Source organism: Vibrio clamense, assembly GCF_050337905.1.
Classification (GTDB): domain Bacteria; phylum Pseudomonadota; class Gammaproteobacteria; order Enterobacterales; family Vibrionaceae; genus Vibrio; species Vibrio cortegadensis.
On sequence record NZ_JAKJTJ010000023.1, the window covers coordinates 42,293 to 67,495 of the forward strand.

General features: G+C 41.3%; 26 protein-coding genes. 12 read left to right on the top strand and 14 right to left on the bottom strand.

Going from position 1 to position 25,203, the window contains the following annotated elements; all coding sequences use genetic code 11:
* Positions 1-42: 42 nt before the first annotated feature.
* Both L4C39_RS11175 and L4C39_RS11180 read right to left on the bottom strand, forming a co-directional pair.
* Positions 43-459: a GFA family protein gene (locus tag L4C39_RS11175; RefSeq protein ID WP_017053441.1), complete on the bottom strand. Its 417-nt coding sequence runs from the start codon at positions 457-459 to the stop codon at positions 43-45.
* A 103-nt stretch (positions 460-562) separates the two neighbouring features.
* Positions 563-940 carry a hypothetical protein gene (locus L4C39_RS11180; RefSeq protein ID WP_429745930.1) on the bottom strand — a complete coding sequence of 126 codons (378 nt, stop codon included), beginning with the start codon at positions 938-940 and terminating at the stop codon, positions 563-565.
* 137 nt (positions 941-1,077) lie between these two features.
* On the opposite strand from L4C39_RS11180, the gene L4C39_RS11185 reads away from it, so the two are divergent.
* Positions 1,078-1,806 carry a helix-turn-helix transcriptional regulator gene (locus L4C39_RS11185; RefSeq protein ID WP_429745933.1) on the top strand — a complete coding sequence of 243 codons (729 nt, stop codon included), beginning with the start codon at positions 1,078-1,080 and terminating at the stop codon, positions 1,804-1,806.
* A gap of 120 nt (positions 1,807-1,926) precedes the next feature.
* On the opposite strand, the gene L4C39_RS11190 is transcribed toward L4C39_RS11185, so the two are convergent.
* On the bottom strand, positions 1,927-2,487 hold the full coding sequence (locus tag L4C39_RS11190) for a TetR/AcrR family transcriptional regulator (protein ID WP_429745935.1): 561 nt from the start codon (positions 2,485-2,487) through the stop codon (positions 1,927-1,929).
* Positions 2,488-2,607: 120 nt separating this feature from the next.
* Between L4C39_RS11190 and L4C39_RS11195 the strand changes: the two genes are divergently transcribed.
* A complete protein-coding gene (locus L4C39_RS11195; RefSeq protein WP_429745937.1) occupies positions 2,608-3,171 on the top strand; it encodes a dihydrofolate reductase family protein in 564 nt (187 codons plus the stop codon).
* A gap of 38 nt (positions 3,172-3,209) precedes the next feature.
* Here the strand turns inward: L4C39_RS11195 and L4C39_RS11200 are convergent, their stop codons facing one another.
* Positions 3,210-4,742 carry a phospholipase D family protein gene (locus L4C39_RS11200; protein WP_171755456.1) on the bottom strand — a complete coding sequence of 511 codons (1,533 nt, stop codon included), beginning with the start codon at positions 4,740-4,742 and terminating at the stop codon, positions 3,210-3,212.
* 315 nt (positions 4,743-5,057) lie between these two features.
* Positions 5,058-5,225 carry a hypothetical protein gene (locus L4C39_RS11205; protein WP_429746167.1) on the bottom strand — a complete coding sequence of 56 codons (168 nt, stop codon included), beginning with the start codon at positions 5,223-5,225 and terminating at the stop codon, positions 5,058-5,060.
* Here L4C39_RS11205 and L4C39_RS11210 point away from each other — a divergent pair.
* On the top strand, positions 5,149-6,048 hold the full coding sequence (locus L4C39_RS11210) for a DMT family transporter (protein WP_429745939.1): 900 nt from the start codon (positions 5,149-5,151) through the stop codon (positions 6,046-6,048). The genes L4C39_RS11205 and L4C39_RS11210 overlap by 77 nt on opposite strands.
* A gap of 105 nt (positions 6,049-6,153) precedes the next feature.
* Here the strand turns inward: L4C39_RS11210 and L4C39_RS11215 are convergent, their stop codons facing one another.
* Together L4C39_RS11215 and L4C39_RS11220 are read right to left on the bottom strand one after the other, a co-directional pair.
* Positions 6,154-7,134 (bottom strand): Gfo/Idh/MocA family protein, encoded by a 981-nt coding sequence (locus L4C39_RS11215; RefSeq protein WP_429745941.1) that lies wholly within the window; start codon positions 7,132-7,134, stop codon positions 6,154-6,156.
* Positions 7,131-7,433: a putative quinol monooxygenase gene (locus L4C39_RS11220; RefSeq protein ID WP_429746150.1), complete on the bottom strand. Its 303-nt coding sequence runs from the start codon at positions 7,431-7,433 to the stop codon at positions 7,131-7,133. Before L4C39_RS11220 ends, L4C39_RS11215 begins: the two co-directional genes overlap by 4 nt.
* A 112-nt stretch (positions 7,434-7,545) precedes the next feature.
* Here L4C39_RS11220 and L4C39_RS11225 point away from each other — a divergent pair, with 112 nt between their 5' ends.
* From L4C39_RS11225 to L4C39_RS11235, 3 genes are all read left to right on the top strand, one after another.
* Complete coding sequence (locus L4C39_RS11225; RefSeq protein ID WP_429745943.1) at positions 7,546-8,427, top strand: LysR family transcriptional regulator; 882 nt, start codon at positions 7,546-7,548, stop codon at positions 8,425-8,427.
* Between the two features lie 190 nt (positions 8,428-8,617).
* A complete protein-coding gene (locus L4C39_RS11230) occupies positions 8,618-9,592 on the top strand; it encodes an ornithine cyclodeaminase family protein (protein WP_429745945.1) in 975 nt (324 codons plus the stop codon).
* A gap of 44 nt (positions 9,593-9,636) precedes the next feature.
* A complete protein-coding gene (locus tag L4C39_RS11235; RefSeq protein ID WP_429745947.1) occupies positions 9,637-10,761 on the top strand; it encodes an aminotransferase in 1,125 nt (374 codons plus the stop codon).
* 72 nt (positions 10,762-10,833) lie between these two features.
* Here the strand turns inward: L4C39_RS11235 and L4C39_RS11240 are convergent, their stop codons facing one another.
* The gene (locus L4C39_RS11240) at positions 10,834-11,460 is read right to left on the bottom strand and encodes a helix-turn-helix transcriptional regulator (RefSeq protein WP_017053454.1); all 627 of its coding nucleotides are present in this window, start codon (positions 11,458-11,460) and stop codon (positions 10,834-10,836) included.
* Between the two features lie 200 nt (positions 11,461-11,660).
* Here L4C39_RS11240 and L4C39_RS11245 point away from each other — a divergent pair, with 200 nt between their 5' ends.
* A complete protein-coding gene (locus L4C39_RS11245; protein ID WP_429745949.1) occupies positions 11,661-13,199 on the top strand; it encodes a methyl-accepting chemotaxis protein in 1,539 nt (512 codons plus the stop codon).
* Between the two features lie 131 nt (positions 13,200-13,330).
* Here L4C39_RS11245 and L4C39_RS11250 read toward each other — a convergent pair whose 3' ends face one another.
* A complete protein-coding gene (locus L4C39_RS11250; RefSeq protein ID WP_429745951.1) occupies positions 13,331-13,582 on the bottom strand; it encodes a DUF2999 family protein in 252 nt (83 codons plus the stop codon).
* Positions 13,583-13,647: 65 nt separating this feature from the next.
* Positions 13,648-14,877: a M20/M25/M40 family metallo-hydrolase gene (locus L4C39_RS11255; RefSeq protein WP_429745953.1), complete on the bottom strand. Its 1,230-nt coding sequence runs from the start codon at positions 14,875-14,877 to the stop codon at positions 13,648-13,650.
* A 201-nt stretch (positions 14,878-15,078) separates the two neighbouring features.
* Here L4C39_RS11255 and L4C39_RS11260 point away from each other — a divergent pair, with 201 nt between their 5' ends.
* On the top strand, positions 15,079-16,359 hold the full coding sequence (locus tag L4C39_RS11260; protein ID WP_429745955.1) for a DEAD/DEAH box helicase: 1,281 nt from the start codon (positions 15,079-15,081) through the stop codon (positions 16,357-16,359).
* Between the two features lie 124 nt (positions 16,360-16,483).
* On the opposite strand, the gene L4C39_RS11265 is transcribed toward L4C39_RS11260, so the two are convergent.
* Positions 16,484-18,469, bottom strand: coding sequence for a GGDEF domain-containing protein (locus L4C39_RS11265; protein ID WP_429745957.1), 1,986 nt, complete (start codon positions 18,467-18,469; stop codon positions 16,484-16,486).
* A gap of 559 nt (positions 18,470-19,028) precedes the next feature.
* Here L4C39_RS11265 and L4C39_RS11270 point away from each other — a divergent pair.
* Positions 19,029-19,394 carry a hypothetical protein gene (locus L4C39_RS11270; RefSeq protein WP_017053460.1) on the top strand — a complete coding sequence of 122 codons (366 nt, stop codon included), beginning with the start codon at positions 19,029-19,031 and terminating at the stop codon, positions 19,392-19,394.
* 64 nt (positions 19,395-19,458) lie between these two features.
* On the opposite strand, the gene L4C39_RS11275 is transcribed toward L4C39_RS11270, so the two are convergent.
* Positions 19,459-20,346: a DMT family transporter gene (locus L4C39_RS11275; RefSeq protein WP_429745959.1), complete on the bottom strand. Its 888-nt coding sequence runs from the start codon at positions 20,344-20,346 to the stop codon at positions 19,459-19,461.
* 732 nt (positions 20,347-21,078) lie between these two features.
* On the opposite strand from L4C39_RS11275, the gene L4C39_RS11280 reads away from it, so the two are divergent.
* From L4C39_RS11280 to L4C39_RS11290, 3 genes are read left to right on the top strand one after another with little or no spacing between them, the layout of a single operon-like run.
* On the top strand, positions 21,079-21,522 hold the full coding sequence (locus L4C39_RS11280) for a TadE/TadG family type IV pilus assembly protein (protein ID WP_040887258.1): 444 nt from the start codon (positions 21,079-21,081) through the stop codon (positions 21,520-21,522).
* An 8-nt stretch (positions 21,523-21,530) separates the two neighbouring features.
* Positions 21,531-22,085, top strand: coding sequence for a TadE/TadG family type IV pilus assembly protein (locus L4C39_RS11285; protein ID WP_429745961.1), 555 nt, complete (start codon positions 21,531-21,533; stop codon positions 22,083-22,085).
* Between the two features lie 11 nt (positions 22,086-22,096).
* Positions 22,097-23,485, top strand: coding sequence for a vWA domain-containing protein (locus tag L4C39_RS11290; protein WP_429745963.1), 1,389 nt, complete (start codon positions 22,097-22,099; stop codon positions 23,483-23,485).
* Between the two features lie 126 nt (positions 23,486-23,611).
* Here the strand turns inward: L4C39_RS11290 and L4C39_RS11295 are convergent, their stop codons facing one another.
* Together L4C39_RS11295 and L4C39_RS11300 are read right to left on the bottom strand one after the other, a co-directional pair.
* Positions 23,612-24,169, bottom strand: coding sequence for an outer membrane beta-barrel protein (locus L4C39_RS11295; RefSeq protein ID WP_429745965.1), 558 nt, complete (start codon positions 24,167-24,169; stop codon positions 23,612-23,614).
* A 110-nt stretch (positions 24,170-24,279) separates the two neighbouring features.
* Positions 24,280-25,155, bottom strand: a complete 876-nt coding sequence (locus L4C39_RS11300; protein ID WP_136995147.1) for a DMT family transporter — start codon at positions 25,153-25,155, stop codon at positions 24,280-24,282.
* Positions 25,156-25,203: the final 48 nt, after the last annotated feature.

Here is a 25,203-nt window from a genome sequence, read left to right on the forward strand (position 1 = left end):
TTCTTTATCATCGTTTTGTGCCCAGATCCTCACAATATCTATTTACACTTTATCTGCAAAATAGGCCATGATCTCAGCAGTTGTCATCTCTTGGGTTTCATTTGAGAAACAATAATAGCTTGGCCTCATATCACTGAAATACTGCATATCCATCTCTAGCCCATCCAAATTCGGAAACAGGCCTACTGGCATGTTGTACTCACCCGTTGCTTTAAGTTTATAGAACAGATGAGTCCCACATTCAGAGCAAAAACCTCGCGATGCCCAAGAGGATGACTCATACATTTTGATATGGTCATCCCCTTCAATGTTTACTTTTGAACCGCATTTCACCGCAAAGAAGGGTGCCCCACCCCATGTCCGGCATGATTGGCAATGACACACCGTAAATTTTGGATTTATATCCTCTGCAACGATTTTTACAGCGCCACAAAGACAACGTGTTTCTGAATGAGACATTCGCTTCACTCCTTAGTGAATGGATCGGTCAACGTATCTTCTCTCTTCGAGATATTGATAAAGATATATAACTAAAACTGAGACCTAGAGATCCCCTTTAACCCTACTTAGCCACCGACTCCGCTTCGATGTGCCCAACCGATTGATAATGTGAAAATATCGTATTATCCATATCCATTTTAGAAAAGACTTGCTGAGCCTTTGGGTTTTCCATCGCTTTTACGGTTGCCGATTGAGCGAGTTCCGCACTTTCCCAAACAACAATATCAGTCCAACGATTTAGCTCCTCACTATAAAAATAGTGACGGCTCTGAAAACCATCGAAATGCTTCACTATTGTATTTAAGCTCTCCATCGCCTCTTGCTGCTCTTGATAATTCACCCCATCTACAAATTTAGTATTCACAATTTCAAATGTCGATGCCGCGCTAACTGAAGAAGCCAAAACTACGGCGGTAAAACCAGTCATCAGTGTTTTCATTTCTCTATTCCCTATTTAAACATTCCAATTATTTGATTAAGTCATGCCCATACTCAAAGCGAATGCTGCATATCTGTCTCAATCAGTGGTGAAATGTTATACTAACTATAAATACGACACTAAATGGCCTATTAATAATGCGCAGCTTTCAAAATAGACAAGAACGGCTTGATAATCTTATTGGTCTATTAGAAAACAATAATCTATGGACGGCGAAGGCATTAGCCGATTCACTTAATGTCTCGGTGAGAAGTATCTCGCGAGATATAACTTTGTTACGTCAACAAGGTTACGATATTGATGCTGAGCGAGGTGCTGGAGGTGGGATTGAGTTAAGAGGGATGGCCCGTCCTCCTAAATTCTTTTTAAGTGATGAAGAGATTTTAAATACCTTAATGGCCCTCGCACTGACCGATTCGTTGAACTGCCCCATACTGGGTGACAACATATCGAGCGTGAAAAATAAACTCACTTTCTTTCTAAACGATGAGCAGAGAAAACGCATCAACCTCTTACGTAAGCGTGTATTAGTTGGTGCTGTTGCTTCTGAAACTGTCGCCAATACAGTGACGAATACGCACTACCCTTTTTTGAATAACGTCAGCCAAGCATTTATTCAGCAGCAAAAGCTCTCCATTCGCTATGTCTCAGAAAAAGAAGTAGAGACAAAAAGAACCATAGAACCGCAGTTTATTTTACTCAATTGGCCTGCTTGGTATCTTTTAGGCTGGGACTATCTGAGAGCTGCACCTAGATTATTTCGAATTGATAGAATAACCGATGCCACGGTCGAAAATGGGCGTTTTCGGCTTAGAAGTTCGCGGAGTTTACTTAGTGAGTATGGGGATTATTTCAATAGCATGTAGCTTTGGCGGCCTAAAGACCGCCCACACAAAACGAAACTACGCAGCTTGGTTCACGCCATCTTCAGGACAATGTTGTCATCTTAAAACCGCCGCGCCAGTACGAGATAAGTTGCTGTCCTTCTATGCATTTTCCAACGCAATACAGTACATATTAAGTGGGCCTTCTAACATATCGATATTCAGTTTCGAAACGTCAACACTACAATTTAATGCAAGTGCAAATCCATGAAGATAATCAACCAGTAAATCTAGTGCATTTTTCGTTGATTCATCACTTAAGTTTAATGGCGCTACCACCACATGAAATCGCTCAATGAATACTGCTGCGGGGCTATCAGAACTCATACCAAGAAGTGTTTCCAGTAGTCCAGAGTAATTGTTTAACAACGCTAAGTAGCTGGTGCACAACTCTTTCAGCTCTAGTTTCCAATGGTTAATCGCCTGAGGTTCATAAATATCTTCTATCAACGACGTTGTGATCAACTCTAGTAATGTATTTTTATTGCTGAAGTAGTGATAAATCGCCATCGCATCAACATCTAAATGTGATGCTAACTTTCTGATACTCGGGATTTTTCCCTCAGCTCTCATTAATGATTTGGCCATATCAATAATGGTGTCCGCACTTAACTGATTGCTCACACCTTTTGGTCGACCGCGTTTTTTTTCCTTGACAGACATTTCACTCTCTCACTAAAATAACTTTAATTTCTACGCTGTAGAATAATTTAATTCCATACTGAATGTAAAGCAAGGGCTCAGCTCAGCTTCGTTCTTCTAAACTCAAAAAGAGACGACAATATGAAGTGTTCCGTATATATCGCGACCAGCCTTGATGGTTTCATCGCTAAAAATGATGGCAGTGTCGATTGGCTACATACTGCTGGTAACCCAAATGCAGATATGGGTGACCAAGCCGATATGGGATTTGCTCAATTCATGGCGTCTGTAGATTGTTTGATCATGGGCCGAAAGTGCATGGAAATGATTTCAAGTATGGAACTAACGCCAGAACAGTGGCCTTATGGTGACACTCGTATCATCGTTCTGAGTAACACCATAAAGCAGGCTCCAGACAACGTGAAGCAACACGTTGAAATGTATTCTGGGGATCTCAACGCTTTAATCTCTAAGCTTGAAAATGAAGGACACCACCACGCGTATGTCGATGGAGGTAATACAATTCAAGCCTTTCTTAATAAACAATTAATCAATGAGATCACCATAACACGCGCCCCACTGTTACTCGGAGAAGGTATCCCTCTATTTGGCGAAACGGCCAATGTAATCAGATTAGAACAGGCACAAGCAACGGCTTTTGCTAACGATTTCATTCAGGTTAAGTACAGCGTCAATTATTCATAACCAATTTTATTTCAGTGATATTCATATTGATATTCAGCCTACAAGTATTTCTCTATCGGTAATAGCTGTAAGAAGCGTGATTTGAAACGCTCCCATTTGCCTGTTTCTGGCTCACTTTCCCAGCTATTATCCCCTGAATACCAACGCGTCTTGCCTTCGTACAAACTAAGACGCCAACTATTATCTTCACTCATCGCCAGCTCAATATCATCTGCGAGGCTTTGTGCCACCGTTTGATTTTCAATGATCAAAACAGACTCAGTATTCAGATAGGTAGAACGTAAATTAAAATTGAAAGAGCCAATGCTCGCGATTTGTCTATCAAAAACAGCTGATTTTGCATGCAGCCCATAAGCTAATGTTGGCGCACATTTAGAGGCATCACCCGTAGATACTTCACACAATTTTGTCTCAGGTTTTAGCTCAAATAGCTCAATTCCGTGATCAAGCATCTCATCTCGTCGACCTGCATAGCCAGAGTGATTCGTTGTTAAATCATTAGACGCCATCGAATTCGTCAATGCTTTTATCTGAACACCTTCACGGTTAAGCGATTGCCACTCCTCTAATTGGTTATCATCAAAGATCAAATAAGCGGATTCCAATAGTATCTCTTGATCAGATTCTCGCGCTAACTCAGCTAATACTTTAGCCGTGGCTTTTGGTTCGCTGGTGTTGTCTGCATCAATTGGAACAGGTCGGTCAGAAACAAAACGGGCGCTCACCCATGTCATCTCACTCATCAGTGTTTTTAGAAGCAGATTCGCCGTCTTACTATCTTCAGGTAATGCTGGATAATTTGTATAACGAGGTGCTGAGATTTCATCTAATACAGGCAGATCAGATGACGCCTTCCCGCCTAACAAATCGACAGGGTATGACCAACGACTGTCCCAATAGCGTCCAAAGCTCATTTGGATATCGCCAACAACCGCGCCCATAACGAGAACATCTCGATCACGGAAATTAATTTCATCTGAGAGATCAAAATACTCATCCCCAATGTTACGTCCGCCAACAACAGAAAAGGCACCATCGACGGTAAATGATTTGTTGTGCATACGGCGATTTAGGCGAGAAAAATCACCTAATACATTTAACCATTTGGCGACACCACGACGAGTAGGAATGGGATTGAAAATGCGGATCTCAATTTGAGGATGTGAATCCAGTGCAACAAGCAGATCTTCTCTTTCATTAAGATTAATGTCATCAAGCATGACACGCACTTTAACGCCTCGATCAGCCGCAGCAAGTAAGCGGCTCGCGAGATAATGACCCGACGCATCAGAGTTCCAAATATAGTATTGAATATCAATGCTCTGTTCTGCGGTTTCTATTAATGCAAGTCGCTGCGAGAGAGCATCCCAACCCGTATCTTGCAATAAGACGGCACTGTTTTCTTGTTTAGAAGGACTAAGCGGATAAGTACTCACCAACTCTGATAATGTGCTCGTCGACGAAGTGATGATCGGCTCTGCTGGGTGGTCGATCTCTTCTGGAAGTGATCCACACCCAGATAGAATCGTGATTAAAAATAGGGTGACACTGACACGTTGTAACAAAAGCATGAATCGCACTTCCTCTATAGTATGAAGTCCAATAAGAACTATCTTTTCTTTAATGTCGGCATCACCATACAATTTGGGAGTACCGAACTGAAAACTATTATGACAAACAAAGTTCATCAAGATAAGCACGATAGCCATTTAAACTTTAGTCACATAAACTTTAGTCACATAAACTATAGTCACTTAAATTTCAGCTACTTGAACTTTAATCGCTCAACATTAAAGAGTCCCAAATACCTTTACCACTATGAATGCCGCCTTCATTTTACTCGCAAGATCATAATAGCAAATTGCACCCACGACCTAACGTTATGGCTACTGGCTGAGCATCTCAATGAGCAAACTTTTAAGCTGAATTTCTAAAACTAAGATATGATGACCTACCCACAACTTGACTGATATTTTTATGCCCTCTTTCTCTTTTTCGCTAATCCCTGTTGGGGTTAGGTTCATGCTCTTCTCTGCTTTTGGATTCGCGCTCATGTCTGCTTGCGTGAAGTACATTAGCCTATACGGTATTCCAGTATTTGAAATTGTGGCGGCAAGGGCTTTAGTCTCTTTGATCATTAGCTATATCGATGTCAAAAGAAAAGGGATTTCGATCTGGGGAAACAACAAACCACTGCTTTTCGTTCGAGGCTTTGTCGGGACGACCGCGTTGATGTGTGTGTATTATGCCGTAACGACGTTGCCATTAGCTGAGGCAACCATCTTACAATACGTTCATCCCATATTTACTGCTTTACTCGGTGTACTATTTCTTAAAGAGCGAGTCCAACACTCCACCATGATATGCATTGCTTTCTGCCTCGCGGGTTTATTGGTGATGGTACAGCCGAGCATGACGACTGACTTAACCCATGAATTGCCACTCTTTAGCGTAATCATCGCTTTATGCGGGGCATTTGGAAGCTCGATTGCTTACGTGATCGTAAGGAAGCTAAGCCAAACAGAAGATAGCTCCGTCATTATTTTCTACTTTCCATTGGTCGCGTTGCCGATCTCGACTGTACTTATCTGGAATGACTTCGTATGGCCAAGCTTCTTTTTAACCATCATGCTGGTTTTAGTTGGTATCTTTACCCAAATCGGTCAATACGGTCTTACTAAAGCGATGCAGACTCAAGCCGCAGGTAAAGCTTCAGCCTACTCTTATGTTCAGATTATTTTTTCTGCACTTCTAGGGATATGGGTATTTAATGAAGTCCCTTCAATTTGGACTTATTTAGGAGGCGGTTTGATAGTGACAGGCGCTCTGATCAATGTATTCGGCAAACGAATATTCTCTCAATTTAGCGCTAAGTAATCGAAAGGCAGAGTCTCTTGTAACGACTCTGCCTTCGCTTATTCATTCTGCTAAAGAGAAAATATCGTTTTAGCAGTATGGCTTGCCTACATCAAACGTTGGAAACTATTCGCTGGTCGCGGCGGATTCCCATTCCGTTAGCAGTTGCATTATTCGATACGAATCATCCCAAGTCGCGCATGGGTTAGATAACGCTTTCTCTCCTGCTTTTACTGCATTGGCTACGTGGCGCACTTGATACAAAAAGGCGTCACCATCCGCAGGAACAGAAACGTTACGCTTTGACGTTTCATACACTTCAACTGTGAAATCATTCTCTTTATTTGGCAGCCATGGATTAGAGTTCATGGTGATGCACCCTTTGCTACCTAGAATAGTGAAGTGGTGTTTTAATCCATGATCTTCTGCGGTGTGAACCGTTGCTGTCTGCTGGTCGCCAAAGCGCATCATAAGGCTAGATTCACAAAGGTTCCCATCCGAGCCTTTTCTTCCAATAGCATGGAGTGTGCGATTATCAAAAACGTGCTCTCCTAGCATAGTTTTTGCTACCAAATGCAATAAAGACACGGGATAACAACCCAAATTGTATAACGCGCCTTTACCGTCTGGATTTACAAATTGAGCAATGGATGCGATGTACGACGTTTGAATGGAGCGCAGTTCACCGATCTCGCCCGAATCAAGAACCGCAACGAGTTCACGAATAAGTGGGTGGTGCAAATACATCAGCCCTTCAGCAAAAAAGACGTTATGTTCTTTCACGGCTTGTAAGACAAGTTCTGTTTTTTCCATATCAACCGATAGTGACTTTTCACAGAGAATCGCTTTTCCACGCTGCGCGGCTTTGATTATAAAATCGTGGTGGACGTGGTTTGGCAATGCGATGTAAATGATATCCACCAGATCATCATTTAATAGCGCTTCGTAATCGGTATAACGAGTGCCAACGGAGTATTGATCTGCAAATAAAGACAGGTTCTGTTCTGAACGTCCAGCAACGGCATACAAATGGCTATCAGGATCTGAGTTAATCGCTTCAGCCATGACGCCAGAAATAAAACTTGTACCTAAAATTCCCCAATTCATTCTGCTGCCTCTCCCGCTTGATGAGTTTCAAAAACTTGAACTAATGAGGTCACATCTGAAGCAATAAACGCTTGAGTGTGTGGCATAACAAAGTGTGCGTCGATCGCCGCTCTATTTTTATATCGCTCCCACAATATCACTCTGTCTGGGGCTTTTTCATCGTAAGTCGCCATCGCTTGTAAGCACCCTTCTTCAGCCTGCATGTCGACACAAAATTGTTCAACCGCTTGAATAACGGATTCTCTTGATAACTGAGTCTTCATTTTTAGCTCAGCCGTAACAAATATAGTGTCGTTCATCATCACTTCCTATGTTGTTAAATTTATTCTCAATATTGGGCTCAACTATAATTAACTTCATAGGATTGATAAACTACCCCATATTTTATTGTTTATTAACTGGTAGTGCATAATGGACAAACTGACAAGCATGAAAATTTTTGCTTATATTGTCGAACATGGCAGCTTTCGAAGTGCTGCTCATCAGTTCCAAATTTCACCGACAATGGTAGGTAAACACGTCAATTTTCTTGAACAAAACTTGGGGACACAACTGATTCACAGAACGACTCGTAAGCAGTCTTTAACTGAAGCAGGCAAGCTTTACTACAGCGAGTGCCATCGAATAATTGAAGATATAACAAACGCGGAAAACCTGATTCAGACGTTAATCAACCGACCAACAGGGACCATTAAAGTCAACTGCCCTGTAACATTCGGCAAGAAAATTCTGACTCCCATTGTGGCAAGCTTTCTTGAAGAATACCCAGATCTTAATATCGAGTTAATGCTAGATAACGGACTTATTGACCCTTATCAGAATGATGCAGATATGATAATTCGTATTGGCGATCTTGTTGATTCTTCCCTTGTTGCAAGAAAGCTCGGCCACTATGAAATGACTTACTGCGCTTCTCCCATTTATCTTGAAAAGCATGGGCAGATTAATTCATTAGAAGAACTCAAACACCACCACTGTTTAGGATTTCACTATCATCAAGGTGAAAGCCAACAGGTGATGAACTTACCGTCGAACACCTTTAGCAATACAAGCTCTCGGCTGACCTCTAATAATGGTGATGTTTTAAAGTTTGCAGCACTTCAAGGCATTGGCATCCTTCTTCAACCCAAGATTTTAGTCACACAAGAGATAGAATCGAATCAGCTTATCGAAATTCTGAAAGATTCCACTCCAAAGCCAAAACCGATCCATTTACTTTATCGATCTAAACATCTGTCTTTAAAAAATAGAACTTTTGTTGATTATGTTCTCAAGCATATTGATGAGAGTTAGCCGATTTTCGATACTCACTCATAGCCTAAAGCATCAGGAAACTTTCAATTTATGGGAAGCTTCAATTGATAGGAAACTTAAGAGCTATAGAAACCTTAAATTTATAGATTCACAAAAACACTATAGACTTCACAGTATAGCTTAGACTAATGAGTATTATTGGTATTACAAAATCTAACGAGTAACTCAAATGACCAATAATACTTCCGAGTCACCCTGTGCTCCCTACGTCCTCAATGACCAAGAGGTGCAATCGCTTCTCCCTAAACTAGATGTTAAATCTCTCATGGAGACGCTGTTTTCATCTTTAGCTCGTGATAACGCAGTACAGCCTAGCCAAACGTTAACACCATTCCCTAACAATAAAGGCGATTACATCACTTACCTCGGCGTGCTTGCTGAACAAGGAGTGTTCGGTGCTAAGCTTTCCCCTTACATAGTGACTGATGGGGCTCCGATTATTACCGCTTGGACACACCTGATGTCGATGAAGACAGGTATGCCACTGCTGCTTTGTGATTCAGGGCAACTGACAGTTGAACGAACCGCAGGAACCACGGCATTAGCCATTGATTACTTAGCAAAAAAAGAGAGTTCTCATTTAGCATTAATAGGTGCCGGTAACGTCGCTTTAGCGCATCTTCGCCATGTAATTTCGTTAAGAAAGTGGGAACGCATCACGATATTTGCCCCTGAATTAATTGATAACGACATTCGCCAAAATGAAATACGAGCAATAGATAACCGAATTCAAATTGCTTTACACTCTAGTCAAGCCACAGAAAACGCCGATGTCATTATGCTATGTACCTCTGCGGCAAGCGCTGTCATTTCCGAACAACAGATCCCACAATCGGCATTGATCACTTCCATTAGTACGAATGCCGTCAATGCGCATGAAGTGCCACCAGCGTTACTGAACAAAATGGATGTATATTGCGACTACAAATTAACCACACCTGAAAGTGCTGGGGAAATGAAATTGGCAAAAGATCAACACGGTTGGGATAAGGCTAACATTGTTGGAGACTTATCGGATCTTGTTGCTCAACGCTGTCAGCTACCAGACTATAAGAAGCCTGTGTTCTTTCGCTCTATCGGCTTAGGGCTCGAAGATGTTGCGATCGCTTATGGTATATGGCAACTGATAGACAGCAAAAAATAATAGAGACCATCGATTTTAAAACTTTATGAATAAAGGAATGTAATATGAAAATTAAAGAGTTTGGTGTTGAAATTTGGATGAATGAGTATGAAAACTCTTGTCTCTATAATTTGGCTGAAACCTGTGTTGAATCTTTAACTGTTGAACAATTGCTCGACATGGCAGGAAAACGAGAAACGATTCTCAATGAGTTACTGCCAATGAAGCTCACTTATGGAGCAATTGAAGGATCGGATCGTTTACGCAATAACATCACTGAGATTTATCAGAATCAGCAAAAAGAGAACATTCTGATCACTCACGGAGCAATTGGTGCAAATGCGCTGATTCACCAAACGCTGGTAGAACCGGGAGATCGTGTTGTTTCAGTCTTACCCACTTACCAACAGCACTACTCCATTCCCGAAAGTTTCGGTGCGGATGTGCAAATAGTAAAACTAAAAGAAGAGAATAATTTCTTACCTGATTTAGAAGAATTGCAAAAGCTAACCAATAGCAACACTCGCCTGATTACTATTAACAACCCGAATAACCCAACAGGCGCATTAATGGATGAAACTTTTCTAAAACAAATCGTAGATATTGCTCGTGCCTGTGATGCGTATTTACTGTGTGATGAAGTCTACAGAGGAACGGATGCTTCCGGAGACGGTTTCACCGCGTCCATTGCCGATCTGTACGAAAAAGGGATCAGCACTGCAAGTATGTCTAAAAGCTTCTCTCTTGCAGGGTTAAGACTGGGCTGGATAGCGGCTCCAACGGATGTTATTCACGCGGTCACTATCCATCGGGATTACAATACGATCAGCGTTGGAATGCTAGACGATCACTTCGCCTGCATAGCATTAGAATGCAAAGAGCAGATCCTTGAAAGAAGTCGTTCTATCTGCCAAGCCAACCGAGAGGTTCTTGATGCTTGGATCTCTAATGAACCGTTAATCAGCTACGTAAAACCACAGTCAGGAACCGTGGCATTACTTAAATATGATCTTGATATGTCCAGCCGTGAATTCTGTGTACGTCTGCTTGAATCAAAAGGCGTCATGTTCACACCTGGAAGTGTTTTAGAAATGGAAGGTTATGTACGAATCGGATATGCCAATAACCCACAAGTACTCAAAGATGGGCTTCAGAAGACTTCGGAGTTCCTTGCTGAATTGAATGGTTAAATGCTCCATTCGTTTTTATATTATCTAAAAAATGCCCTTAACTTTATACTCTAAAGAAGGGCATTTTTGTCATCACGACTTTCTTAGCTGCTTGATTTCACGTAAGTAGTTAAATACGGTAGCCCTTCCCATCCCAAGCACGTTGGCCACATAGTCTGCCGAGCTTTTTCCGTTGAATGCTCCTTGATCAAATAACGCTTCAATCAATTCACGTTTATCCTGACGAGACAGTGCCGAGATCGTTAAGCTATTACTCGCTAACCAACTATGAATAAAGCTATTTACTTTATCTTGCCAATCATCATGAAATAGCTTCTCTGGCTGTGGAATAAGGTTCTTTATTGGAAGCAAAAGTGCCAACGCATCTTGAGCCGCTTGCACCGGAGCCGTGCTCATATTGATGCACAACATACCAATAGGGCTGCCTTGATCATCTCTAAGGACAATACTAATGGAACATATTTTCTTTCCGTCCCAGTTTAGTTTTTCATAAGGACCAATTACCGCTTCATTCTGCGCAAAATCGACATCATCAAGAGACGACGGATCGCCAATTTTCCGCTTAGAAATATTATTCGCAATATGCACTACGGACTGACTTTCTAAATCATGAATAATGACTTCTACATAGTCAGAAAATAGCAGAGCTATCCCATCAGCAACAGAAGCATATCGGCTTAATATCGTATTGGCGTTCAAAGAATTCTTATCCTGTTCCGTTTAGCTAAATGCAGGTAATACATCGCAAAGAAGAAGTATATTACCTAGCCTCACTAATATTGTATAGATTTTGGTACTTCACGCGAGTCCCTAGCGAAAGTGCACATAGTCACCTATGTTTATATATGCATATTAAGAAAAACGACTATCAATGAAAATATAACGTCAGGCTTATCATTATGAATAGAAGAAATAAAGCGATCGTCGATGAAGAAGTCGAATTCTCAGACAATGAGGAGCTAGTCTCAACGACAGACAAAAGGGGGGTAATTACCTATGTAAACGAAGAGTTTTGCAGGGTATCAGGCTACGAAACGCACGAGCTTCTAAATAAAAACCACAACATGATTCGCCACCCAGACATGCCTAAAGCGGCGTTTAAAGATTTGTGGGAACATCTCAAGAATGGGCAAGCATGGCGAGGCGCTGTTAAAAATCGCTGCAAAGATGGTCGGTACTACTGGGTTGATGCTTTTGTCACCCCCATTTTTGAAAACAACATCTTGATTGGCTATCAATCTGTTCGCCGTAAATTAGCGCCCGAAGTCAAAAACCGTGCGATCAATTTGTACTCCGTTTCGAGTAAGGCTCGAAGCCTCACATCAAACATTCTTGTCACCACCAAACACCGAATCATCATGCTATTTTTTGTCACATTATGCGCCGTCATTATGGGTTTTTATGTCTCTCCTCTTGCCACTTTGATCGTGCCATTTGCAACCATTAGTGTGCTTTACCATGAGCTATTCATTCGCCAAAAATTCTACGACGAACTCAAACAAAGCTATGACAGCATTTCTCGTTTGGTCTTTTGTGATGACAAGACAAACTACGCCGAATATCACTTAAAGATGCAGCAAGGACGAGTACAAACCATTTTAGGACGAACGTTAGACAGCAGTAGTAATTTACTTAAACAAGTGCACTCTTTAGAAAACGTCTCCGATAACGCTCACCATAACATTGAAAAAGAGACCGTAGAGATTGAGAACATTGCATCGGCGGTTGAACAGATGGTGGCAACCATCGGTGAAGTTTCAAGAAATAGCGCCTCGACATTGGATCAAGTGCTCTCGGCCAATACGACTTGCCAAGATGCAAATTCGTTAAGTAAGAAAACTCAAAATCAAGTCTCGACCTTAGTGGACGACGTTTCAGCTTCCTATGAGTCTGCCGAAAACTTGTCTCGAAAGCTAACTAGCATCACATCGATTATGTCTGAAATTCAAGGCATTGCGGAACAGACAAATCTCCTTGCGCTTAATGCGGCAATTGAATCGGCTCGTGCTGGTGAATATGGCCGAGGTTTCTCGGTTGTTGCCGATGAAGTGAGAGCACTCAGCCAACGAACACAAAAAGCCACCAGCGATATCCAGCAATCAATGGGCAGTGTATTAGAGTCTGTAGCTGAACTCTCTGAAACGATGAAGCAAGGGAAAAACTCGGCGCAGATATGCATTGAATTCACAGCAGATACGCAGCGGAAAATTGAGGAAATGGCGAGTGTAATGCAGCACATCGAAGCCGCAGCGACTCAAATATCAGCCGCAACAGAAGAGCAATCTGTCGTAGCCAGCGATATTAATCAGAACATTGTAACTATTCGAGATGCATCCCAATGTAACTTAAAAGAAGTAGATGAAGTCACGGAGCTAACGCGTCACATTAAAGGCAAAGCGCAACAGCTGGCATCGCTGGGGTTATCTTTTCAGAAATAATGGAAAGTAGATAAGCAATAAAATGGAGATCAAAAAAGAGTCGCAAGCGCACCTCGAATAAGGTGCATCAAACGACTCTCTATTATTCAGACTATTGATGATCTCTAATGTTTAGATCATTGAAACTAAGTCTATTTCTGAAGCTGCTCTTTTGCTGCTTCAACTTTTGAGAAGTCTAGTCCAAGCTCTTCTACTGCTTCTTTAATTAGCGCAGGGTTTTGCATAACCTGCCCCATTAGCAATTGCAGTTTGTCTTGAGGTAAACCTAATTGACCAATTGTTGCCATTGCCGCGAGTGGATTTTGAGTCAACGTCTCAAAAAGTTCACGGATTTGTTCGTCACTGATATTACTTTCTTTCAAGATTGTAAGAATTGGGTTCATTACTCTGCCTTTAAATACTAAATCAAACATCACATAGTCTAACATTATTTAGACTACGCTGAGAATTACAGGTTATCTAATCGAATATGACTGTTTTTCAGGTCATCACGGGTGATACCGTTTCCGTTATTAAAATCATTGAAGTGACGCAATAACTCTGCAATAGCGTGAATAGATGCCAATAAGTCACCAGTATGTGCAGATTCAGATGACGTATGCATATTACGAATCGGATAGCCGATGGTGATCGCAGCACTATCTACACCTGCAAGTGCAGCCGCCATGCCATCCGTTCCCATATCTCGACCAGAAAAGTCTATTTGGTATGGGATCTCTTTCTCGCTACATACATTTGCTAACGTTTGAACTAAAAATTCAGAGCTTACTGAACCTCGACCAACGGTAAAGCCTTCGCCCATTTTCAATGGCGTCATGTTACGGCTGCCAATTCCCGGAGCTGCTTCATAATCGTGATTAACATCGGTTGCAATCAACACGTCAGGCTTAATCTCACCCACCACTTGCGTTGAACCAAAACGACCAATCTCTTCATGAGTCGCAATTGTGTACAACACTCGAACTTTATCTAGCCCTTCGCTTGCCAACATACGTGCGATTTCAGTCACCGAAAAACAGCCCAAACCGTTATCTAAATACGCACCATAGAAAGTATCGGCCGCAACACCACGTTTAATTGGTCGATCTAATAAAATAGGGTCTCCAGCACGTAAACCAAGCGCTTCCACTTGCGCTTTGCGATCTTCGCCATGCATGTGCAATTCTAAATAAATAGATTCAGGTTTGATCCCTTGCTCGCCCGTACGTTGCGCAGGAGTAGAGAAGTGAATCGCCCCTAGAGCTTCAACCGTACAACCTGTAATTGATTTATACGCTCCTGACTTTTCAGGATCCAAACAGAACACTTTCACTTCGTGGCCAATAAGCGTGGTTGGCAAGAAAGAATCGGTATTAATCCATACTTTGCCATCTTCATCAATTTTACGAACTTGCATACGGATCTTATCTGCGTGACCAACAATCATTATGCTGGTTAAATCATCACGCCCAGGGTGTGAATCGAAAACGATGCTCGCACTTCCCTTAAATTGGTGAACGCCCCAGCTTGCTGGCATAAAAGATTCAAATTCTGGTTTGATGACACCGTAGCTCATTGCCGCTTCGAAGCCAATTGGAGAGGGAGCCGCTAACACTGTGGACATGAAATCAAATTGATCTTGTGCCATTGGTTGGGTCCAAACCGACTGTTTTTGAGCATTCTCATTGGTTGTATTCATTGTTTACTCTTATCTATCCATTAATTGACGCTACGTTAATCAGAGCAACCGCGAACTTCAAGTGATTCGAATAAAATAATCCCACATTACTCACCATATCACTCTTAGAGTAATGCGTATTAGGTCAATATCGAGCTACTTAACCAAGCCCAAATAAGCTAAAATGCTGCCCATTATCTTAGCTTTGAGCCTTTTATACTGATGACAACAACCACAACACCAGCCAATTTTGCAGAACTTGGGTTAATTCAACCTCTGTTAACTCGTCTAACTGAACTTGAATATCAACAACCTACACCGATTCAAGCACAGGTCATTCCTAGCGTTTTAGTAGGTCGTGACTTGATCGCTGGTGCGAATACTGGTTCAGGTAAAACCGCCGCTTTTGCGCTTCCTTTGTTAGAGTACGTTTTCACGCAGAAGCAATCTGAAAAGCCAAGCGGTAAAGGAAACTATGTTACTGGGCTTATTTTGGTTCCAACACGTGAATTAGCCAAGCAAGTTTCAGACAGCATCAAGTCTTATGCTACGCACTTCAACGGCGCGGTTAAGACGGTTGCGGTATTCGGTGGCGTATCAGCAAATACACAAATGCTCGCACTGCGTGGTGGCACCGATATTCTCGTTGCAACCCCTGGTCGATTGCTCGATTTAATCTCAAGCAATGCCATTAAGCTCGATAAAGTAAAAACCTTAGTGTTAGATGAAGCCGACCGCATGTTGAGCCTCGGCTTTACGGAAGAGTTATCTGCACTGTTAGGTTTACTACCGGAACAGAAACAGACGCTACTTTTCTCTGCAACGTTCCCTGAACAAGTTCAAACACTGACTCAAGAGTTATTGATCGACCCAGTAGAAGTACAGTTACAAAGTACCGATGCCAGCACGTTAGTACAACGCGTATTTACTGTGAACAAAGGTGAGAAAACGGCTCTACTTGCTCATTTAATTCATCAACATCAATGGCGACAAGCGTTGATTTTTGTTAACGCAAAAAACAGTTGTGAGCACTTAGCGGATAAGCTTCATAAGCGTGGCATTATTGCGGAAGTGTTCCATGGAGATAAAGGCCAAGGCGCTCGAACCCGAGTACTTGAAGCGTTTAAAGCCGGCGAGATTGACGTATTAATCGCAACAGATATCGCCGCTCGTGGTCTTGATATTGAAAAACTACCTGTTGTCATCAATTTTGACTTACCAAGAAGCCCATCAGACTATATGCACCGTATTGGCCGAAGCGGTCGTGCTGGTGAAGTAGGTTTGGCGCTCTCACTTATCGATTATGAAGATTACCATCACTTCAAGATCATCGAGAAGAAGAACAAAATCAGACTTGACCGTGAACAAGTTGAAGGATTTGAAGTCGATGAAGCAGCGGCTGAAGCCTATCTAGCGGCCAGTAAGCCAATGGCAAAACCAGCAGGCACTGGCAAAAAGAAACGCAAGAAAAATGCAGCTGGAAACTCAGACTACTGGCTATAATTATTAATACTAGTACACAGTAAACGACGGTTTTAGATAGAAACCGTCGTTTAAGGTTAGGTGGTTAGCACTAACCCCATCTAACCTTAAATGCCCTACCCTAAATAACCTGCAACGTTGAACATTAATTATCCGCAACTAATTTGACACGGTTACGACCCGATAATTTCGCGTCGTACAACGCCTCATCAGATTTTGAGAGTATCTCATTCCACCGTTTATGTATTTCACCATATTTAATCTTTCCAAATGCACCAATCGAAATGGTTACTGTTAACTCATGATTCGCACATATGATAGGAGTGACTGAAATCGATTCACGCAGGCGATTGAGTACCAACTCAACATCAGACTCTGGAGATACCGCTAACACCAGAACGAACTCCTCACCACCCCATCTAACAAGCAAGTCATTATCACTACGCGCATTTTCATTTAAGCGACGAGCCACTTCTGTCAACACAACATCGCCAACATCATGACCGTAAATATCATTCACTTTCTTAAAATGATCCACATCGGCCACTAACACAACAAGATCATAAGCCGCTAGCTGGTTATTTTGTTCAGCCTTTTCCAACCATTGCTCCAAATATCGACGGTTATGCAGGCCAGTTAAAGGATCTTCTAATGATTGAGAAGTCAGTGTTTCATTAGATCGACGAAGACGGAAATTTGTTTTGGACACGGAGATATAACGACGGAAAAGAATATAAATCACCAAACAGAATATAAGTAACACTGACACCCACAATTTATCGAGCATTTTCTGCTGTGACAGGCGAGCTGAATTTAGTGCATTTTCATACTTTAATAACTCTATTTCGTTTTCTTTATACTTAGCCTCATAGTTTTCTTGAAGAGCAAATAACTCTTTGCGTCGTTCGTCGAATAGATAGTCATTCCGTTCATTCGCATACTCCTTATACAACACTAAAGCCTCTTTATAATCAGACTTATCTTCATGAATTTTGGCAATAAATGCCTTCATTGATATTGCTTTTATGCGATTATTGGCGGCGTCAAATTGTGCGAACACTTTTTCCGCTAGCGTTAAGGCTTCATCAAATCTTTTCTGCTTCAAATACGTTTCTGCTACCGCTTCATTGCAATACATTAGCCCCGCTCTATCTGATACTTCCTCTGCTAGAGCCAAACATCGCTGAGCACTTACTATCGCTTCATCTATTTGATTTTCCTGAATCAGTAACGTTACCAAGTTAGCAAGCGCATAAATTTGGGAGTAACGAGAGCCTTTTTCTGTCGATAACTTAACCGCAGCGCGAAAATGCTCGGACTCCAACGCCTTATTATCCAAATTTTTAGCAATAATCCCGGCATTGATATGCAGCAACACTTTGACGCTAGGGTTATTAAAATGCGAGTGTTCAACCAACGAAAAGGCCCGACGACTGTATTTATCCGCTTGCCCCCACTCCTCTAAGCGAAAGTAAACGGTGGAAATATTGGACAGTACTCTAGCCTGTTGAAGTATGTCTTTCTGTTGAGTAAAAATATCCAGCGCAGTTCGGTAATCCTCCATCGCTTTTGGATAGTCAGATAACTCAACATATAGATTTGCTCGCCATTTCGTTGCTCTTGCCAACAAATGCCAATATTCTGCTTGTTTGGCAATCTCGATGACGGTTTCTACTCGTCGTAATGCTTCGTCATAATATCCGATCTCAATGAATTCAATGATCCTCTCCAATTCAGCCTCACCCTGCATCCATGCTTGATCTAATCGCTCACCTAAAGAGTCTAGCCTGGCGACATGGTCCCCTGAATATTTATCCTCTTGCCACATATCGGTAGAACCAAGCGCGCCTTCCAAACGAAATAGAGTCAAATAATATAGAGCTTGCTTAAGGTTATCTTTTTCCTCAATGCTCGCTAATGAAATTTGGGACAGCATTTTTCGGGCGACTTCTGGTTCGCTATCGGCTAACTGATAAATGGAAAATATGGCTTCATTTTGTGCGGTAATTTTATCCGCAAAAAAGAGAGGAATAGGTAATGGTTCATTGGCTTGCGCGTACAAGGACACGGAGAGCAAAAGTGACGAGATCAAGTAAAAAGCGAGTGTTTTAAATTTTCGAGGTTTGGGCATAAATTATTTTTTTGGAGGTAATTTACATAAGATCTTGATTGCTTATCAATTTTTAGTCAATCCTTTGTCTCAATTTATCTTGAGTCTTTTGTAAACAAACTAAGGCACTGTACAATTTTTTTCACTTAGAGATAAAAATATCAACATTTAACAATACAAGATGTATGTGTTCAGCTCTCAACTATTCATACACCGAATTAGCCATGAGATACGTATCACCTAATACTGCAATGTCGTTGTGTACAAGTGAGTACGAGTAGATGCTTCCTATATAACACTAACCTCACAGTATTCAGCAAAGAAATGAAAATATAGGGTGACCCGACGACCAGATCTCCTTATCATTTATTGCTCAACGTTAAAAATGGAAATTTAACTCACATCAAGCCCATTCCGAGGCTTGGGGCTATGGTTTATGACGCAATGGTTTATGACGCGATGGCTTTTGACACGATGGTTTTAACACAATAGCTTTAACGCTAAAGTTAATGCTGAAATATCCGTTAAAGCGTAAACTTACCTTAGAGATAAAATTCCAGCTAAAACAGGAAAATCAACTATGATTCATGAAACTAAAACAATGGAAGTACCTGTAGCAATCGTCGACAGAATACAAACGTTGATTGATGCTTTCGAAGCAAAAGAAAAGTTTAACGCAGAACGTAAAGTCGTCGTGAACAACCTACTTGCAATGGATAACCTTAGCTGCGAGATGGCAGTATATAGCTTGGTTCAAGATGAACTATTAGACACGCTACGATTTGTATATGAGTTATCTGGCACAAATAGTTCGTTCATTAAAAAGCTGCTCACACAATCGAGAGAAAACCCAACAAAAGCGCTATCCGATGCGCAACGATCAGCGGCAAAAAGTATGCTATTTAACTTGCTCAATGATCCTTCCGTCATTTCAGAAATGAAATAACTCTCAAATCTAGAATTCATTGGGTTTAGTGCATACGTCTATAATGCGCTAAACCTTCAATGCACTAAACCTTCGCTCTTGAAGCCTTCAAGTTAGAGAGTGAAAAACCAGTTACCAACATTGTTCCTCCAACAACAAAAACGGTTCCAATAATGGTATTGAAGCCTATTGTTTCGCCTAAGAATAAGTTCCCCCATAAAATACCAAACACTGGAATAATAAAGGTCACCGATAATGCGGAAGCAGGCCCAACCTCGGTAATCAATCGAAAATAGAGCAAATAAGCAAGCCCAGTACACATAACACCCAGCATAGTAACGGCAATTAATGTATCAGTGGTCAGTGGCGCTTGTGTTGGGAAAAATGGGAGTAGCGGCAGAACAATGATGACCGCTGCCCACATGCTTCCATGCGCATTGTTAAAAGCCGGAACGGAAGGTGCATTCTTAGCGTAGTTTGTTGCGATACCATAGCAACACGCTGCCATTACGCCCGCAGCGATAGGAAGCATCGCGCCTTCACCAATTTTCATCGCATCCCAGCCAACTAAAATTGCACAACCTACAATCCCCATAACTAAACCCATTGACTTATTTCTGGTTAATGCATCTTTTCTCCATAACACACCAATGATGGCTCCCCAGATCGCTGCTGTTGAATTCAAAATAGAGAGTGTTGAAGCGTTCAGCGTTTGAGCAGCATAAGCAAATAACAGAAAAGGAGCCGCTGTATTGAATAAACCAATAATGAAAAAGTGCTTATAGTACTTTCTGAACTCTAACTTTCGCTTCAGATACAGCGAAATCAAGAATAGACATATCGCCGCGAGCGCAACTCGAACCTCAATCAAAACAGCCGCTCCCATTGATGGAGCAGCAATACGCATAAAGAGAAAAGACGCCCCCCAAATAGCAGCGAGCGTTATTAGGCGAAACATATTAGAGAGATTCATAAGTTCAGATACCATAAAACATGTATTTGTTAAGATATTGTAAGTTAGTATTAATGAGCAACGAATACAATACTTATCTGGGCTCACCATGCACTTAACTAAGAATCAAATCATCATGTGGCTACTTTTAATGCTGAGCTAACGAATAAAAACATCATAAATAAACTCAAAAACCTATCTATTGACCATGATTTCGGTGCTCTAAAATCGTCTCGATTTTGAGACTTTGTACATTATAGCTATTAAATAACACATTAAAACAGAAACAAATAATGAGAACCTGTTTAAAACAGTGGCTCTAGATTAATCGTTATTATAAACAATCTCTTACAGAAAAATTCATTCAAGCATAAAAGCAAATAACGTTACTTTCTAAAACTAAAGTTTACCGTAAATTTAAACCCTAGTATTAAAGTTCAATATTGATATATTTATTTTTTACATTTAAATACATAAGGATAGATACATAAATTGCAAAACCTCCTCATAAACTTCAAGTTATATTTAATTCATACTTAGAATCTGAAATATTGATATGGGTTTCTATATCACCTATACCATTATTAAATAATGTCAGGGCAATGTCATAAATAAAGCAACCTCATCATTACAAATACAATAAGAAGCGCTTACATCATGGTTAAATACAATTTAAATAGACCTAAAGAAACACAAATAAGAGGTACTGCACAAGTGAATCATCACTTCGGGAAAGGCGGTACCTATCGAGCAATGAAAAGAAGCCGTGGACTTGCCATCGTTGAATTCTCAATTGTTGCTAGCTTTTTCTTCTTACTTATTTTTACAGTGATTGATTTAGGTATCTATGGCTACGTAAAGCTCACCATGCAACATTCTGTAAGGGAAGGGGCGAGATATGCCGTGACAGGGCAATCCAATCTAGACCCTGATCTTCTAGGTAATCGAGAAGCGGCTATCTTGCAAAAAATATCCACATCATCCGATGGCCTCTTATCGAAAGTAATGAATGTGGATGATATTAGAGTCGAAGATACTTCTGGCAATGCAGTCACTGGGTTTGGAAGTTCCGGAGAGATTATTGCCATTCATTTGGATTGTGAGTGGCCTACAACCAGTCCCTATATCTATCCTTTCCTCGATGACGGAAAATACAAATTCACCGTTAGCGCCGCTATGAAAAATGAAGCATTTTAGGTGTATATATGATGACATTACCAAAGTATCCACAAAAACAAACTGGATTTGCAGCCATTGAAATGACTCTAGTGACACCTGTGTTTATTTTATTAATTGCAGGAGCGGTCGAACTCACTCAAATAATCCAAGCCGATCACATTATCATCAGTATCAGTCGTGAAGGTGGCAACATCGTATCTAGAAGTAGTACCGAAACACCTCAAAAAATAATGGATACCATTGCCATCACCGCTGGTCCATTAGATTTAAGTAGTGATGGAGCAATTTATATAACATCAGTAACAGGCAAGCAGAATGAATTACCCTATGTCAGCAGTCAGTATAAATGGAATCAAGCTGGTTTTAATAAAAGTAGTGATATTTGGAGTAATTGCGGCGATTGGGAAGCAGATGGCGGGTGTGATATTTCTCAAGCCAATCCTCCTACGCTTAATAACTTTTCGTTAAATTTGGACGATGGTGAATCGGTTTATGTGGTGGAGGTGTTCTACGATTATACCCCTCTCTTTAATCTGGTATTAGATGCTAATTTCACACTTAGTGATGTCACTTATATGTAGGGCTTGGTGCGATGATTAACCGAAAAAAAACAACTAATAAGCGCTATAACAAAGGACTTGTCGCTATTTTAACCGTCATTTCTTTACCTTTTATATTGCTTATCGTCGGTCTGGCGATCGATACAGGTAAAGCCTATGTGGTGAGGTCAAAACTGCTCGCGGCTGTCGATGCTGCCAGTATTGCCGCAGCTAGGGCCGTCGCAAATGGGGAGCAAGCAGGAACAACCGCAGCAAACAAGTACTTTACCGCTAACATGCCATCTGATTTTTATGGTGCGACATCCAGTTTTGATGGGGTAAGTTATGCCTATGACACCTTTGGCAATATATCCATTGATGTTGACGCTTCATCAGAGATATCAAATGCTTTCTTATCTTTCATCGGGTTCGACTCTTTTACGCCGACGGCTGAAGCACAGGTTATTCGTCGTCCAGTCGATTTAGTGCTTGTTATTGATAACACAACATCATTGAGGCTCGGCAGCATCGGAGATGTCACCCAAGATGTTGTCGACCGCTCCAAATCATTTGTGGAAAATTTTCATGAGTCTTTTGATCGAATTTCGCTGGTAAAATTTGCTTTTGGTGCTGAAGTCCCTGTGCCTTTTACTGCCGCTCGTGGTCATAACCGTACAAGCATACAAAACCAAATTGATGCGTTTAATTTTGGCAGTAGTTCTAATGCACAATACACCAACGCATCCGAGGGATTCTATGCAGCACTGAATGAACTACGTAATGTTTCCAATCCTGCAAACCTTAAAGTCATTGTCTTCTTCACCGATGGTGCGCCTAATACTTTTTCCTCGCAATTTTCTCTTACCGATGGAAATGACTACATAGGATCGATTCGCTCTAGTGATGGGTCGAGAGGGACTCCTAGGGGCTTGTGGAAACACGATTCGATTGCAACTAAGCTATCTGGAAATGGCTACGAAGGGAGTAATATTGATGACCACTTGGTTGAACTACCTGATTACTATACCGCCCATGATTCAACCGCAACTGAATTCAACATCCTAAACCCGGATCATCCAGTACGACCTGTAAGCCAATACAACCGCTATGCTCACTCTGCGAATAATCTGTATCAACGAGTAAATCGTGTTGCTAGGAATCTAGTTGAAGACATGGCAACCGCAGCTCGAAATGAAGACATTTATGTATTTACACTCGGTTTAGGGTCGTCACTCACATCTTCATCAGGGCCAGATAGTGAATTCGGGGAAGATCTATTATTGCGAATGGCAAACTCTCCTGCACTCTTAAATGATCCGGATTTAAGTAGCGATTTTCACTCTGATCAGTTACAAGGTGTTTATTGTCATGCGGTCGATGAAGGAGCTCTAGGGCCATGCTTTGATGAAATGCTGGATGTGATTATTAGGCTAACTATGTAGGTCATCTGTTAATGATCCGGTGGGCGTGATCATCGACAATGCCTAAGCAATATTGAATAAAGTCGATTCAATTTCAATACGAATCAACTTCATTCAATAGTCATACGTTGATCTTAAAGCTGAGGCTTAAAACTTAAAGCCGACTTTAATTGATGCCATTGTATTTTCTAGTGTAATACCATCATCTTGGCCTTCAAACTGCGTTAGTTCGAGACCGGAATAAGCACCATTAGGTGACTGGTAAGTAATGCCCAATCCGTAGATAAAATCAATACCACTCAAAGAAGTTGCACCTGGAAGATCAGCATCCCAAGACACAAAACCACCTTTTGCATAAATGTCGATTTCATCGATTAGCGAATATGAAATAACAGGTGCTAGCGTGATCATACTAAGATCCGCCTCCATGCTAGTATCATAGTCAAGCGTGGTAATATCAAAGGCAACGTTCACACCAAACTTAACTTTATTCGCTTCTTCATCAGATATTGGGCGAAGAGCTGTGTACTCAATACCATATACGTTACCTTTATCATCCGCGCTACCCGAGATCCCACTTGCACTGGCAGTTTGGTCCAAACGGCTGTATTTAATACCAATTTTATGTTCAGTTTCTGTAGAATCTTGTGCTTGTACAGCACAGCTCATACCCGCTAAAAGCAATAGTGGAAGACATTTATTCATTTTATTTTTTCCAGTAAGTAATACATAATCTTACATATGCAACAAAGGCAAGGAGTATATACTAGCAAGTAAGTGGATAACACCCATTTACAATATTACTTTCACGTAAGCTACTGCCACATAACCAAAATAGCGGCAATAGCGATTAAAATAAGTGCGAGCATGTCTTTTCTGCGAATGCCCTCTTTCAGCCAGAAGAATGAAATCAGCATGGTGAAAAAGACTTCAACCTGCCCCAATGTTTTCACTAATGGAACCGTTTGAAGTGACATTGCGCTAAACCACCCTAATGAGCCAACAAAGCTAGCAACACTGGTCATGATGACGAGTTTAGACTTAATGAACATTAAACTTAGGGTCCGTCTATCTTTTAACAACATATAAGCTAATAAGATAAGAGTTTGAAAGGAGATAACGAAGAATAGGACCCAAGCAGCACGATGAGGAAAAGGCAAATCAAGAGTGAGGCTTGCCTCTCTAATCCATAAAGAGGTCAACGCAAAAGAGGTACTGCATGCTAAGCCTATAAGTGCCGTTTTCAATGAAATAGTACGTATACCATTCGAGCAACTAAGCATAAACACGGCTATGCCCCCAACGATAACACCCGCCCAACCAAACATCGAAAGAGACGTCCCAAAAAATAATACGCCTAAAATTGCCGCAACTGGCGCTTCACTTTTTGCAAGACCAGCGCCAATGGCAAAATTCTTCTGTTTGAATAGAACCACCATTAGCGCAGTCGCTAAAATTTGCATCACTGATGCACCAAAGATAAATAGATACGAGCGGATATTAAGGTAGGGCAATGCAACCGGCTCAAACCAATATAGGCACACTAAATAAAAAGCGGCAAGCGGGCTTGCCCACAAGAATCGCGATAGCGTCACACCAATCACATTCATCTCTTTACTGAGCTGACTTTGAAAGGCATTGCGCCAAGACTGGCTAAATGCGGCTAATAACGTAAAAAAGATCCAGGTCACGATAATCCTTAGTAAACACAATTCACCCTTATCTATGAATTGTGCCGA